This window comes from Limnohabitans sp. (genome assembly GCF_044361645.1).
In the GTDB taxonomy this organism is placed as follows: domain Bacteria; phylum Pseudomonadota; class Gammaproteobacteria; order Burkholderiales; family Burkholderiaceae_C; genus Limnohabitans_A.
The window spans coordinates 1-11797 of sequence record NZ_JBIKIL010000115.1; the positions used below are offsets into that span (position 1 = coordinate 1).

At 59.3% G+C, this 11797-nt stretch carries 14 protein-coding genes; 9 read left to right on the forward strand and 5 right to left on the reverse strand.

From position 1 onward, the window contains the following. Positions 1-240 precede the first annotated feature (240 nt). A complete protein-coding gene (locus ACIQ39_RS15480; RefSeq protein ID WP_396435503.1) occupies positions 241-381 on the reverse strand; it encodes a hypothetical protein in 141 nt (46 codons plus the stop codon). A 10-nt stretch (positions 382-391) separates the two neighbouring features. On the opposite strand from ACIQ39_RS15480, the gene ACIQ39_RS15485 reads away from it, so the two are divergent. Then, entirely contained in the window at positions 392-2413 is a 2022-nt protein-coding gene (locus ACIQ39_RS15485) for a hypothetical protein (protein WP_396435504.1), read from the forward strand. Next, positions 2389-2553: a hypothetical protein gene (locus tag ACIQ39_RS15490; RefSeq protein ID WP_396435505.1), complete on the forward strand. Its 165-nt coding sequence runs from the start codon at positions 2389-2391 to the stop codon at positions 2551-2553. The genes ACIQ39_RS15485 and ACIQ39_RS15490 overlap by 25 nt, the downstream gene beginning before the upstream one ends. 9 nt (positions 2554-2562) lie before the next feature. Here ACIQ39_RS15490 and ACIQ39_RS15495 read toward each other — a convergent pair whose 3' ends face one another. Beyond that, entirely contained in the window at positions 2563-3768 is a 1206-nt protein-coding gene (locus tag ACIQ39_RS15495; protein WP_396435506.1) for a hypothetical protein, read from the reverse strand. 18 nt (positions 3769-3786) lie between these two features. Continuing rightward, complete coding sequence (mpl, locus tag ACIQ39_RS15500; protein ID WP_396435507.1) at positions 3787-5190, reverse strand: UDP-N-acetylmuramate:L-alanyl-gamma-D-glutamyl-meso-diaminopimelate ligase; 1404 nt, start codon at positions 5188-5190, stop codon at positions 3787-3789. 59 nt (positions 5191-5249) lie between these two features. Between mpl and ACIQ39_RS15505 the strand changes: the two genes are divergently transcribed. The 6 genes from ACIQ39_RS15505 to ACIQ39_RS15530 all read left to right on the forward strand — a co-directional run bounded on the left by ACIQ39_RS15505 (position 5250) and on the right by ACIQ39_RS15530 (position 10155). Beyond that, the gene (locus ACIQ39_RS15505) at positions 5250-5834 is read left to right on the forward strand and encodes a hypothetical protein (RefSeq protein WP_396435508.1); all 585 of its coding nucleotides are present in this window, start codon (positions 5250-5252) and stop codon (positions 5832-5834) included. Between the two features lie 14 nt (positions 5835-5848). Beyond that, a complete protein-coding gene (locus ACIQ39_RS15510) occupies positions 5849-6391 on the forward strand; it encodes a TlpA family protein disulfide reductase (RefSeq protein WP_396435509.1) in 543 nt (180 codons plus the stop codon). Positions 6392-6560: 169 nt separating this feature from the next. Then, positions 6561-7007: an acetyl-CoA carboxylase biotin carboxyl carrier protein gene (gene accB, locus ACIQ39_RS15515; protein ID WP_396435510.1), complete on the forward strand. Its 447-nt coding sequence runs from the start codon at positions 6561-6563 to the stop codon at positions 7005-7007. Positions 7008-7022: 15 nt separating this feature from the next. Beyond that, positions 7023-8372: an acetyl-CoA carboxylase biotin carboxylase subunit gene (accC, locus tag ACIQ39_RS15520; protein ID WP_396435511.1), complete on the forward strand. Its 1350-nt coding sequence runs from the start codon at positions 7023-7025 to the stop codon at positions 8370-8372. A gap of 6 nt (positions 8373-8378) precedes the next feature. Continuing rightward, on the forward strand, positions 8379-9284 hold the full coding sequence (prmA, locus tag ACIQ39_RS15525) for a 50S ribosomal protein L11 methyltransferase (RefSeq protein WP_396435512.1): 906 nt from the start codon (positions 8379-8381) through the stop codon (positions 9282-9284). A 13-nt stretch (positions 9285-9297) separates the two neighbouring features. Further along, a complete protein-coding gene (locus ACIQ39_RS15530; RefSeq protein ID WP_396435513.1) occupies positions 9298-10155 on the forward strand; it encodes a zinc-ribbon and DUF3426 domain-containing protein in 858 nt (285 codons plus the stop codon). Positions 10156-10251: 96 nt separating this feature from the next. Here ACIQ39_RS15530 and ACIQ39_RS15535 read toward each other — a convergent pair whose 3' ends face one another. After that, complete coding sequence (locus tag ACIQ39_RS15535) at positions 10252-10770, reverse strand: histone (protein WP_396435514.1); 519 nt, start codon at positions 10768-10770, stop codon at positions 10252-10254. Here ACIQ39_RS15535 and ACIQ39_RS15540 point away from each other — a divergent pair. Beyond that, complete coding sequence (locus tag ACIQ39_RS15540) at positions 10769-10936, forward strand: hypothetical protein (protein WP_396435515.1); 168 nt, start codon at positions 10769-10771, stop codon at positions 10934-10936. The two genes, ACIQ39_RS15535 and ACIQ39_RS15540, sit on opposite strands and share 2 nt — an antisense overlap. A gap of 27 nt (positions 10937-10963) precedes the next feature. Here the strand turns inward: ACIQ39_RS15540 and ACIQ39_RS15545 are convergent. After that, positions 10964-11797, reverse strand: an 834-nt coding sequence (locus ACIQ39_RS15545; RefSeq protein ID WP_396435516.1) for a ribonucleotide-diphosphate reductase subunit beta, incomplete at its 5' end; no start/stop codon positions are given.

Sequence of the window (11797 nt, forward strand, 5' to 3'; positions counted from 1 at the left end):
GGACAAAACGGCCAGTGGATGACGCAGGTCGATCATTTGATCGAGGCGGTTGCGAAAGAAATCGGCGGTGATGGACATATGGGCCTCAAGAACTCCCAGAAAACAGGCTCCATTGAATATCAATGTGAGAGTTTTGAACATTGGGAATGACCCTGAAAGCCAGCATTCATGCGGGTTTCAGGGGTTTCTCAGGGACGACTTTTTACATTAGGAGGCTTTCATGTATCAAAATAATCCAAATTACAGTCCAGTCCAGTCCAGTCCAGTCCAGTCCAGTCCAGTCCAGTCCAGTCCAGTCCAGTCCAGTCCAGTCCAGTCCAGTCCAGTCCAGTCTGCATTTCGTGATGCGGTAAAACCGGCGGCATCACCGGCCAAAGCCAAGCGCAAACCTGTGGGGCCACATCAAGACGAAGCCGAAGCCCAACTGGCCGAAGAAAGCCAAGCCCTCACTGAAAGCCCCCCGGCAGACACCTTGTCAACCGAGGGTGAGGTTTTGGGCGTGTACGCCCAAGCCGACACCGCCACCGTGACCGACGCAGGCGCGGCACCCGGTGCAAACGGAGCTAACGCCGCAGCCAGCGCCGCCACCAACACAGCAGTTGCTGCCACAGGCCTGAGCGCAGGCACCTGGGGTTTGATCGGCGCAGCTGGCCTGGGCTTGGCCGCAGCGGCAGGCGGCGGATCAAAAAGCACCCCGGAAAACACCCCCAAGGCCAACCAAGCGCCCACCGCCCTGGCCCTGACCGGCGCACTGGCGGGCGTCGGCAAAAACGAAGTGGCAAAAAACACCGCCACCACCACGCGATTGAAGGTGGCCGACATCGCCATCACCGACGATGGCCTGGGCAGCAACACCCTGAGCCTGAGCGGCGCAGACCAAGACCTGTTCGAGATCGACGGCAACGCGCTCTACCTCAAGGCAGGCACCGCGCTGGACCATGAAGCCAAAACCAGCTACGCCGTCACCGTGCAAGTGCAAGACAGCACCGTCAGCAACAGCACCGCATTGAGCCAAAACTTCAGCCTCCAAGTCACCAACGTGGCAGCCCCCAGCACTACTGCCCAAGCCTTTGATCTTTGGCAAGAAGCCGAGCTGGCCGGGTTGGGCGACACCAGCAAAAACATCAATGCGCTCAACCAACACAGCGCCGAGATCATGCAACAGCGTGACACCACCAGTGCCGACGGCAGTGCCAACCAGGCCGACCCGGCCAAGCGCCTGACCCAGTACATCAACCAAGTCACCGGCACCGACATCGTGAGCGAGGCCGAGTTCGATGCGGGCTTCACCATCACCGGCAAAGCCACTGCCGGGGCAGAGGCCACCATCGAGTTCCGTCTGGACAAAGACCGCACCACTGGAGTCGATGGCGAGGGCGCGCAAGTGCTCAGCCTGGGGGCCAACGACGTGGACGGCGATGGCACCACCGACGTGACCGCCAGCTACGACAACACCACCGGCGACTGGAGTCTGGCCTTTGCCGCAGGCAGCGCCGCATTGCTGCAAGCCACGCACAACACCTATGGCAGCGGCGTGCACCAGTTGCTGGTGGACACCGATGGCAACGGCAGCCGCACCGGCACCGGGGCCACAGCAGAGGCCAGCCGCCTGTTTTTGGTGGCCAGCGGCACGGCCGCAAGCAGCGACACGGGCTTGGTCAGCCAAAACTACAGCGTGCAAGACAAGCTGACCAACGATGTGTTTGTGTACTACCACGGTGACCCCGATGGCGCAGGCATTGGCCTGTGGACGGCGCTGGACAACGGCGACAGCGCCAGCAACCAAGGCCTGGTGACCACCGACCAAGACGGCAACACCACCTTCAGCGACGACTTTGACTACTACAACACCCCAGCGGCCAACACCCATGCCGCCACCACACCTGTGACGCCCAGCAACACCGCGCTGCATTGGGTGACCGACATTGCCGCGCAGACCTGGGAATTCCACATGGGCACCAACACGGACTTTGCGACTTGGGTTGTGGCCAATGCCCAGGCCGCCGACCATACCTTGTGGGGCAGCAACAGCAGCCGACAGGCCTCGCTGGCCGAAGCTGTGGCGCTGTACGCAGCCAACTTTGGCGGCGATGGCAGCACCCGCACGCCCAACACCGTGGGCGCGGTGCAGCCCATGAGCAATGCGGGCAGCACCAATGGCTACGCGGCGGTTGAAGACAATCGCCCGGGCGAGTGGGGCAACGCTCTGTGGTCCGCCGCGCCCACGCCTTCGGGCCACGCGCGGCTGGGCCTCTACAACGGTCTTGTCTTCGACTACCGTGACGCCAGCAAATCCTGGACGAGTTGGCCGATTGTGTGCGGGCCATTGTGTTGGCCAATGCGGTGGACAAAGCCACGGCGCAGGGGCGAAGTGAAGGTGCGCAGCATGTGCGGCAGTTGCGTGCCAGCGTAGAGGTGGTGCGGGCGTTTTTGTTGTTGGCTTGGAGGCTCAAATACCTGTCGCACGCCGCGCTGGCCGACTTGTCGGCCCGGCTGGAGGCCATAGCCCGACAAGCGGCCAGGTGGGGGCAGTGGTTTGGGCGGGAAAGATGAGCGCAGGGCCTACAGCCAGTCACCCATCATGCGATCCATGGCTTTTTGTTGTTTGGCCAGTCGGCGTTGCTCTTTGAGCCAGGTTTTCACCTGCTCGGGTTGCTGAACGAGCGCCAGTTCGGCTTGCATGATCTGCAGGGTTTCTTGCATGTCTTCGCGTTGCTCGCGCAGCTGGCGTTCGATGACGGCTTCGGGCGTTTTGGCGCTCAGGTGCACGCCCAGGGCATGGCTGGCGCGCATTTCGCTGTGCAACAGTTCGGCCTGCAGTGTGGTCACCTGTTCTTTGAGCAGGGTGCTCATGCTGGCGAGTTTTTCATCGCTCATGCGGGCCAGGCTTTGCGCGTCCAGGGCTGCCGTTTGCACTTGCAGTTGCAGCAGTGTGGCCAAGTCTTGGCGCTCGTAGGCGGCATTGGCTTGGCTCATCAGTGCGGTTTTTCTCTCGCGCTCGGTCGGGTCGCTTTCGCGGTCGGGGTGCAGGGCGCTGGCCAGTTGGCGGTACAAGGTGCGCAGCGTGGTCTTGGCATCGGCTTGGGCTTGGGCTTGCTGGGCTTGCTGTTGGCGGGTGCTGGGGCTTCCCAGGTGTGCCTGGGTGTTTGTTTGGCCTTGGTTTGCAGCCCCCTCTTCGGCCATTTTTTTCATCAGCATGGCCAACCAAGCATCTGGGTCGTCAGGCAGATCTTGCAGTTCATCAGGTCCGCAGGCTTGCTGGGCCATTTCTTTGAGTTGCTGCACTGATTGGGCTTCGTATTCGGTCCACATGGCTTGTTCTTGCGCGCTGAAGTAGTGGTCAAACAGCGAAAGAAGTTCGGGGTCTTGCAGGTGTTCGGTTTGCTGCAGCAGGTTCGCGACGATTTCGCTCAAGTCACGCTTTTGGGCTTTGCTCCATTTGCCCGTTTGCACTTGGGTGTGCAGTTGCAGCGCCATGGTTTTTTGATGCGCTGCAAATTGCGCATGCAATTGGTCCATGACCAGGCTGTGTGGGCCTTGGTATTTCTGCAGCAGTCGTTCGATCAGTTCAATTTGCGCACTCAAGTTGCGAATGCGGGCCAGTTGTTTGTTCAGGCGTTGCTGTGCGGGGCTGAGTTTTTGACCGGCAGAAGCGGTGATTTTCAGCGGGCTGACGGCATTCTTGCCGCCTGCTTCCTGTGCAGGCGGGGGCGATGGGTCTGGCAACTCGGAGAACAGGTTTTGTTGTGGTGTCGATTGGGGTGACATGGTCAAACTGGCTGGTCCTTAGGGGTGGTCGGGGTCATCCGATGGTGGTGGCAAACAATTCTCCAATTCGCTGAGCAGGCGCGCATGAATCCCACCAAACCCGCCATTGCTCATGCACAGCAGGTGGTCGCCCGCTTGCACCTGGGCCAGCACTTGGGCGATGACCTCGTCGATGTGGGCACCCACCAGCGCTTTGCTGCCCATGGGCGCGAGGGCCGCAGCGGCATCCCAGCCCAGCCCGCCGGCATGGCAAAAGGCCAGATCGGCTTCTTCCAAGCTCCAGGGCAGTTGGGCTTTCATAGAGCCCAGCTTCATGGTGTTGCTGCGCGGCTCAAAAATCGCCAGGATGCGGGCATCACCCACCTGACGGCGCAAGCCGTTGACGGTGGTGCGGATGGCGGTGGGGTGGTGGGCGAAGTCGTCGTAGACGGTGATGCCCTTGACCACTCCGCGCACTTCCATGCGGCGTTTGACGTTTTCAAAGCTGGCCAGCGCCTGCGCCGCCACAGCCGGTGTCACGCCCACATGCTCGGCGGCGGCGATGGTGGCCAGTGCGTTGAGCTGGTTGTGCACGCCGCCAATGGCCCATTGCACTTTTGCGACCGCTTTTCCGGCCTGCAGCACTTTGAAGTGGGCGGGTTCGCCTTCGGCCACTAAGTCGCTGACGGTGCTGCCAAATGTGCGCACTTCGCTCCAGCAGCCTTGGCCCAGCACGCGGCTCAGGCTTTCTTCCAGGCCGTTGACCACCACCCGGCCCGAGCCGGGCACGGTGCGCACCAGGTGGTGGAACTGGCGCTCAATCGCCGCCAGGTCGTCAAAAATGTCGGCGTGGTCGAATTCCAGGTTGTTCAGGATGGCGGTGCGCGGGCGGTAGTGCACGAACTTGCTGCGCTTGTCGAAAAAGGCGGTGTCGTATTCGTCGGCCTCGATGACGAAATATTGGCCGCCCCCCAGCCGCGCAGAAACACCAAAGTTGAGTGGCACGCCGCCCACCAGAAAGCCCGGTGCCAGCCCGGCTTGCTTCAGCACCCAGGCCAGCATAGAGGTGGTGGTGGTTTTGCCGTGGGTGCCTGCCACCGCCAGCACATGCCTGCCTTGCAGCACGTGCTCGGCCAGCCATTGTGGGCCGCTGGTGTAGGGCGCGCCGGCGTCCAAAATCGCTTCCATGAGCGGAAATTTGGGGTTGCCGTCAGGCAGGCGGGCACGGCTGACCACGTTGCCAACGACGTACATGTCGGGTTTCAGGGCCATCTGCTCGGCATCAAAGCCCTCGATCAGCGAGATGCCCAAAGCCCGCAGCTGGTCGCTCATGGGCGGGTAAACGCCCGCGTCGCAACCGGTGACCCGGTGCCCGGCTTCTCGCGCCAGCGCCGCCAAGCCTCCCATGAAGGTGCCACAAATGCCCAGAATATGTATATGCATGCAGGGATTTTAGAGGGCTACCCACTGCCCATTGAGCGCTCCGGGCACAATCGCCCAGCATGAACGATGCCGCTCTCGAAATTGCCGCCACCGCGGCCCGCTTGGTGGTGGAAGAAGGCCTGGCCTTTGGCCCGGCCAAGCACCGCGCCCTGAAAGAGTTGGGCCTGCCCGCGCGCAGCGCTTTGCCCAGCAACGAGGTGATTGAGGCCGAGGTGCGCGACTACATCGCCTTGTTTTGCGCCGACACACAGCCGGGTGAATTGCTGGCTTTGCGCGAATTGGCGCTGGTTTGGATGGCGCGCTTGAGCGAGTTCCGCCCCCATTTGGGTGGCGCGGTTTGGCAGGGCTGGGCCACGCGCCTGTGCGATGTGGACCTGGCCTTGTTTTGCGACGACCCCAAGTCGGCCGAACTCGCCTTGATCAACCAAAACCAACGCTACGAGACGCAAACCGTGCGCGGCCTGCACGGCGACGATGTGGAGGTGTTGAGCCTGCACAGCTTTTGCCAGCCCTTGAAGGAAGATGTGGGCGTGCACCTGCGCATTTACGACCTGGACGATTTGCGTGGGGCTTTGCTGCCCGATGCGCAAGGCCGCTCGCCCCGGGGGGATCTGAGGGCTTTGCGGCGTCTGTTGGCGGCTTGAAAGACAATCTGGGCATGAACAATCCAAACTCTGGCGCCTCTCGGCGTCATCTGGTTTTAGCTGCAGGCGCGGCCGCGGCGGTGGCGGGTGTCGGTGTGGCGCTTTGGCGTTTTGAGCCGCAAGCGGTGTCTGATGCCCAAAGCCACCCGGTGTGGGGTCAACAATTCGAGACCCCCGCTGGCTCGGCCTTGGCCATGCAGGCTTTCAAGGGCCAACCCTTGCTGCTGAACTTTTGGGCCACTTGGTGCCCGCCTTGCATTGAAGAGTTGCCGATGATCAACGCCTTCTGGCGTGAAAACACCCCCAAAGGTCACCAAGTGGTGGCTTTGGCGATCGACCAACCCAGTGCCGTGCGCCGGTTCTTGGCGCGCCAGCCCCTGGACTTCCCCGTGGGTTTGGCCGGTTTAGAGGGCACGGCCTTGGCCAAGTCTTTGGGTAATGCGGCTGGTGGCCTGCCTTTTACCGTTTTTTTCAAGGCAGATGGCAGCATTTGGCGACAAAAGCTGGGTCAGCTCAGCTTGGATGATTTGGCTCAGTGGCGCGTGGCCTCGACTTGAGTGAGGCTGGGCAAGGCCCGCGTCTGATGGTGTTTTGAGCGGCTGCGGTTTGGCTGAAAAACCGTGTTGATGAATCTGCTTTTGACCAAGTAAAGTGAATTTCGAGGGTGTTTGCCGAAATTTGGTGTAAATTCCTTGTGTTACATGTGCCTTAAGCATTGGAGTACTCATGGATTTGCGCAAACTCAAAACACTGATTGATTTGGTGTCCGATTCGAATGTTTCGGAACTCGAAATCACCGAAGCCGAAGGCAAGGTCCGCATTGTCAAAAGCATGGGCGTGCCTGTTTCTCAGGTGGTCCAACAAGCAGCACCCGCTGCCCCAGCCCCCGTGGCATCTGCACCGGTGGTTGCGGCGCAAGCAGTGCCCGCTGCGCCTACCGGGCACCCGGTCAAGTCGCCCATGGTGGGCACTTTTTACCGCTCCTCCAGTCCGGGTTCTGCACCTTTTATCCAAATCGGCTCGGTCGTCAAAGAGGGCGATACCTTGTGCATCATTGAGGCGATGAAGATTCTCAACGAGATCGAGTCTGACAAGTCCGGCACCGTCACGCAGATCTTGTGTGAAAACGGCCAGGCTGTCGAATACGGACAGCCCTTGTTCATCGTTGAATAAAAACACAGGCTGTTCATGTTCAAGAAAATCTTGGTTGCCAACCGTGGCGAAATTGCTTTGCGTATCCAGCGCGCTTGCCGTGAGCTGGGTGTCAAGGCGGTGATGGTGTATTCAGAGGCCGACAAAGAAGCCAAATACGTGAAATTGGCCGAAGAAGCCGTGTGCATAGGTCCAGCCGCTTCGGCGCTGAGTTACCTGAACATGCCGGCCATCATTTCGGCGGCCGAGGTGACCGATGCCGAGGCGATCCACCCGGGCTATGGCTTTTTGAGTGAAAACGCCGATTTCGCCGAGCGTGTCGAAAAAAGCGGTTTCCAGTTCATCGGCCCCACCCCGGAATCCATACGCATCATGGGTGACAAGGTCTCGGCCAAGCAGGCCATGATCCGAGCGGGCGTGCCTTGCGTGCCCGGCTCGGAGGGTGAGCTGCCCGATGACCCGGTGCAAATTCGCCGCATCGCCAAGTCGGTGGGGTACCCGGTGATCATCAAGGCGGCAGGCGGTGGCGGTGGGCGCGGCATGCGGGTGGTGCACACCGAGGCCGCTCTGGTCAATGCGGTGCAAATGACCAAGGCCGAAGCTGGGGCTGCCTTTGGCAATCCGGCGGTGTACATGGAAAAGTTCTTGCAGAACCCGCGCCACATCGAAATCCAGATCATGGCCGACAAGTTCAGGAATGTGGTCTACCTGGGTGAGCGCGACTGCTCCATGCAGCGGCGTCACCAAAAAGTCATCGAAGAAGCGCCAGCGCCGGGCATTCCCCGCAAACTGATCGACAAGATCGGCGAGCGCTGCGTGGCCGCTTGCAAGAAGATCAATTACCGGGGTGCAGGCACATTTGAGTTCTTGTACGAAAACGGCGAGTTCTACTTCATCGAAATGAACACCCGCGTGCAGGTGGAGCACCCGGTGACCGAATGGGTCACGGGTGTGGACATCGTGAAAACCCAAATCATGGTGGCCGCAGGTGAAAAACTGCCCTTCACTCAGCGCCAAATTCAGATCAGGGGCCATGCGATCGAGTGCCGTGTGAATGCCGAAGACCCCTTCAAGTTCACGCCTTCGCCTGGCCGCGTCACCTCTTGGCACATGCCCGGCGGTCCAGGTGTGCGTGTCGACTCTCATGTTTACAACAATTATTTTGTGCCGCCCAATTACGACTCGATGATTGGCAAACTGATTGTTCATGGGGATAGCCGCGAACAAGCTTTGGCGCGCATGCAAACCGCTTTGGCCGAGACAGTGATCGAGGGCATTAACACCAACATCCCATTGCACCGAGAGTTGATGGTGGATGCCAAATTCATGCAAGGCGGCACCAACATCCACTACCTTGAACACTGGTTGAGTCAGCACAAACGCTGAGGCTGTATGTTTGAGCTGATTTTGTTGTGTCCCGAAGACCGGATGGATGTGCTGAGCGACGCGCTGAGCGCGCTGGATGCCTTGAGCGTGTCGGTCGAAGATGCCGATGCCCAAACCCCGGCTGAGCAAGCCTTGTTTGGCGAGCCTGGCATGCCACCGCCCAAAGAGGGTTGGCAGCGTTCGCGCGTGGCGGCCTTGTTTGCGCAAGAGGCCCAAGCCCATGAGGCCCAAGCGCTTTTGTCAGCCCAAGATTTCTTTGCAGGCTGCCGCATGCTGGGGGTGCACGCTGTGCCCGACCAAGACTGGGTGCGTTTGACCCAGTCGCAGTTTGAGCCTGTGGAAATCACCGCTGATTTTTGGATCGTCCCCACTTGGCACGAGCCGCCTGCGCAGGCGCGCCAAATCATTCGTTTGGACCCCGGCTTGGCTTTTGGGACAGGCACCCATCCGACCACGCGCATGTGCCTGCGTTGGATTGCACAACATGGCGTACAGGGGCAGCGTGTGTTGGACTATGGCTGTGGCTCGGGTATTTTGGCCATCGGTGCCGCCAAATATGGGGCGCATGCTGTGGATGCGGTGGACATCGACGAGGCGGCCGTGACCTCAACCGAGTTGAATGCTTTGGCCAATGGCGTGGCCTTGCAGGCCGGTTTGCCAGACCAAGCCCTTGGCCAATACCAAACTGTTTTGGCCAATATTCTGGCCTCTCCCCTCCAAGTATTGGCGCCCCTGTTGTGTGCCCGATTGGCACCCGGTGGTGCGCTGGTGTTGGCGGGTATTTTGGAGCGACAGGCCGATGCCTTGAAGTTGGCCTATGCGCCTTGGGTTCAATTGCAGGTGGCCGATACACAAGAGGGCTGGATCTTGATGACCGCTTTGTCACCCGTGGCTCAGCAGCGCTGCGGCTGACTACAATTTGGCCATGAACGCGATCACCTGTTGCCCTTCGTGCGCCACCCATTACCAAGTGGCCCAGGCCGATCTGCAAGCTGCCCATGGTTGGTTGCGCTGCGGTCAGTGTGGCCATGTTTTTGACAGCACAGGTTTGGTTTTGCAGTGGACGCCGGGCGTTGCGGTGTCGGTACAAGCCGATCCGGCACCCGCCTTGCTGGCTGACGATGACATGGTGGCGGATCCAGCGGACCGTTTTGTGGTGGATGGCTTGCTGCACAAGCACAATCGGCACATCCCCCAAGCGCCCGCTTCGGGGGGGGCTTCGGGTGCGCAACTGGATGCTTTTGAACAAGCGCTGGCAAGTTTCAAACCGAATCCGAGCCTGTCGCCCGACACCCAGTCGCTGACGCGCAGCAAATCCGGCCCAGCGCGCCACCCGTGGCTCATGCGCTATCTGCTTTGGACGCTGGCGCTGGTTTTGTTTTTGCAGGTGGTCTTTGTGCAAAGGCACGCCATGGTGGCCTTGTGGCCTGATGCTGGGCCCTTGATCCGCCATGTGTGCCAATCGTTTGCGTGCCAAGTCAGACCGCTACGCGATGTCAAGGGGCTGTTGATCGAGCGTTCGCAGTGGCTGTTGCGAGACGACGGCCATGTCTTGCAGTGGACTGTTCGAAACACCACCAATCATCCTTTGGGCATGAGCGCTGTAGAGCTGAGCCTTTTGGAGGATACGGGCAAGGTCGCCATCAGGCGGGTCTTTTTGCCGTCACAAACGGGTGCGCCCGAGGTGCTTGCGGCTAAACAGTCTTGGTCGGGTGAGTTGAACTTGCTGGTGGACGCAGAGCGGCAGTTGGGTGGCCATCGCTTGCAGAACTTTTACCCCTGACGTTGCTGCGGCCTGATTCAAGCGGATCAGCCAGATGTAAAAAAGCCCGGCACTGTTGCCAGTGACGGGCTTTTCGGTCAGTGCCAGAGTCCTGAATCAGGGCTTGGCGGCCGAAGGGAACGGCCATGCAGCTTGAGGATTCAAAGTCGTTTGCGCTGCCGGGGCAGCGGGTGCTTTGGATGCCTTCTTTGCTGTTGGCTTTTTGGCGGCCTTTTTCACGACCGCTTTTTTTGCAGCTGGCTTGGCAACAGCTGCTTTTTTAGCGCTTGCTTTTTTGGCAGTTGCTTTTTTAGCAGGCGTTGCCGCTTTGGCTGCTGGCTTTTTGGCGGCAGCGGCTTTTTTGGCCGGAGCTGCTTTTTTGGCCGGAGCTGCTTTTTTGGCCGGAGCTGCTTTTTTAGCGACTGGCTTTTTGGCCGCAGTTACTTTTTTAGCAGGCGCTGCTTTTTTGGCAGCAACTGCTTTTTTGGCAGGAGCGGCTTTCTTAGCGGGGGCAGCCTTTTTGGCGGCTGGTTTCTTGGCTGCAGCTACTTTTGAAGCTGGAGCCGCCTTTTTGGCCGGTGCGGCCTTTTTCACTGGAGCAGCTTTTTTTGCCGCTACTTTTTTTGCAGTTGCCATGATTTTTCTCCTTGATCAAGTTGAGATCTCAACGGAACGGGAACGCTTGGTGCCTGTTGGATTGCACAAAGCGATCCATGGTGCTGAGCTCAATCTCAACACCATGAACGCAGAAAAACCACATCCCCCATGGCCCGAAGGCAATGAGGCGTGTGGCTTGTTGTAAGGGGTCATTTGCAAGCGGATCAGAGGCTCAGTCCCATGACAATGCCCCACCGGTTTGGTACTCGATGACCCGGGTTTCAAAGAAGTTGCGTTCTTTTTTCAGGTCAATCATCTCGCTCATCCAAGGAAACGGGTTCTCTTCGTTGGGGAAGAGCGCTTCCAAGCCAATTTGCGTGGCGCGCCGGTTGGCGATGTAGCGCAAATAGCCTTTGAACATGGAGGCGTTCATGCCCAGCACGCCGCGTGGCATGGTGTCTTCGGCATAACGGTATTCCAGTTCAACCGCATGGAGGAACAATTCTTTGATTTCGGCTTTGAACTCGGCGGTCCATAGCTGTGGGTTTTCGTGTTTGATGGTGTTGATCAAGTCGATGCCGAAATTGCAGTGCATGGACTCGTCGCGCAAGATGTACTGGTACTGTTCGGCCGCACCGGTCATTTTGTTTTGGCGACCCAAAGCCAGAATTTGCGTGAAACCCACATAGAAGAACAAGCCCTCCATCAGGCAAGCGAACACGATCAAAGACTTGAGCAGGGTTTGGTCTGTTTCTGGAGTGCCCGTTTTGAAGTGGGGGTCCATGATCACATTGATGAATGGGATCAAAAACTCGTCTTTGTCGCGGATGGATTTGACTTCGTTGTAGGCGTTGAAGATTTCGCTCTCGTCCAAACCCAAGGATTCCACGATGTACTGGTAAGCGTGGGTGTGGATGGCTTCCTCAAAAGCTTGACGCAACAAAAACTGACGGCACTCGGGCGCTGTGATGTGGCGGTAAGTGCCCAGCGTGATGTTGTTGGCGGCCAAAGAATCGGCGGTGACAAAAAAGCCCAGGTTGCGTTTGACCATGCGGCGCTCGTCTTC

What these genes read in the sequence shown, in the direction of transcription:
- ACIQ39_RS15510 (WP_396435509.1), top strand. Translation starts at nt 5,849, where the DNA reads ATGAACAATCCAAACTCTGGCGCCTCTCGGCGTCATCTGGTTTTAGCT.
- accB (WP_396435510.1), top strand. Translation starts at nt 6,561, where the DNA reads ATGGATTTGCGCAAACTCAAAACACTGATTGATTTGGTGTCCGATTCG.
- ACIQ39_RS15540 (WP_396435515.1), top strand. Translation starts at nt 10,769, where the DNA reads ATGATTTTTCTCCTTGATCAAGTTGAGATCTCAACGGAACGGGAACGC.
- ACIQ39_RS15530 (WP_396435513.1), top strand. Translation starts at nt 9,298, where the DNA reads ATGAACGCGATCACCTGTTGCCCTTCGTGCGCCACCCATTACCAAGTG.
- mpl (WP_396435507.1), bottom strand. Translation starts at nt 5,190, where the DNA reads ATGCATATACATATTCTGGGCATTTGTGGCACCTTCATGGGAGGCTTG.
- ACIQ39_RS15495 (WP_396435506.1), bottom strand. Translation starts at nt 3,768, where the DNA reads ATGTCACCCCAATCGACACCACAACAAAACCTGTTCTCCGAGTTGCCA.
- ACIQ39_RS15535 (WP_396435514.1), bottom strand. Translation starts at nt 10,770, where the DNA reads ATGGCAACTGCAAAAAAAGTAGCGGCAAAAAAAGCTGCTCCAGTGAAA.
- prmA (WP_396435512.1), top strand. Translation starts at nt 8,379, where the DNA reads ATGTTTGAGCTGATTTTGTTGTGTCCCGAAGACCGGATGGATGTGCTG.
- ACIQ39_RS15505 (WP_396435508.1), top strand. Translation starts at nt 5,250, where the DNA reads ATGAACGATGCCGCTCTCGAAATTGCCGCCACCGCGGCCCGCTTGGTG.
- accC (WP_396435511.1), top strand. Translation starts at nt 7,023, where the DNA reads ATGTTCAAGAAAATCTTGGTTGCCAACCGTGGCGAAATTGCTTTGCGT.